Annotated in this window: 2 protein-coding genes; both read left to right on the top strand. The window is 62.9% G+C overall.

Annotation, left to right across the window (positions count from 1 at the left end; all coding sequences use genetic code 11):
• Nucleotides 1-220: HAD hydrolase family protein (locus EN914_RS37570; protein ID WP_164779280.1), on the top strand; the 220-nt coding region annotated here is incomplete at its 5' end.
• A partial coding sequence (locus tag EN914_RS37565; RefSeq protein WP_164779279.1) for a GNAT family N-acetyltransferase occupies nt 217-622 on the top strand: 406 nt, incomplete at its 3' end. The genes EN914_RS37570 and EN914_RS37565, both read left to right, overlap by 4 nt.

The raw sequence follows: 622 nt of genomic DNA, 5'->3' as shown, positions 1-622 counted from the left end.
CGGCAAGGCGGATCATGTCGAGATCATTGGCGCCGTCACCGACGCCATTGCCGTCGGTGACGGCGCCAATGATCTCGACATGATCCGCCTTGCCGGTACCGGTGTCGCGCTTCACGCCAAGCCGACGGTGGCGGCACAGGCCAAGGTCCGCATCGATCATGGCGACCTGACCGCGCTGCTCTATATGCAGGGCTACAGGCAGGAGGACTTTGTGCAATGAAACCAATGCGTACCGAGCGCCTGATTCTGCGCAACTGGGAGGATCGCGACCGCGACCTGTTCCACCGCATCAACTCCGACGACCGGGTGATGGAGTTCTTTCCATTCCGCCGTGACCGCGCCCAGGCGGATGCCAAGATGGACGAGCTCCGGGCCTGGACCACGAACGACGGATACGGTTTTGCTGCCGCCGAGATCACCGCCACCGGTGAATGCATCGGCTTCATCGGTCTCCTCGACACCGATCATGTGCCATCCCTGCCAGCCGGCACCATCGAGATCGGCTGGCGGCTGGCACCTGAGTTCTGGGGCAAAGGCTATGTCACGGAGGCAGCCGAAGCGTGGCTGGCCTACGGCTTCGAGACGCTTGGCTTCGATGAAATCGTGTCATTCGCCGTCGCGG

Origin of the sequence: Mesorhizobium sp. M7A.F.Ca.CA.001.08.2.1 (assembly GCF_003998455.1) — a bacterium.
In the GTDB taxonomy this organism is placed as follows: Bacteria; Pseudomonadota; Alphaproteobacteria; order Rhizobiales; family Rhizobiaceae; genus Mesorhizobium; species Mesorhizobium ciceri.
This window is presented reverse-complemented; position numbering and strand designations above follow the sequence as displayed.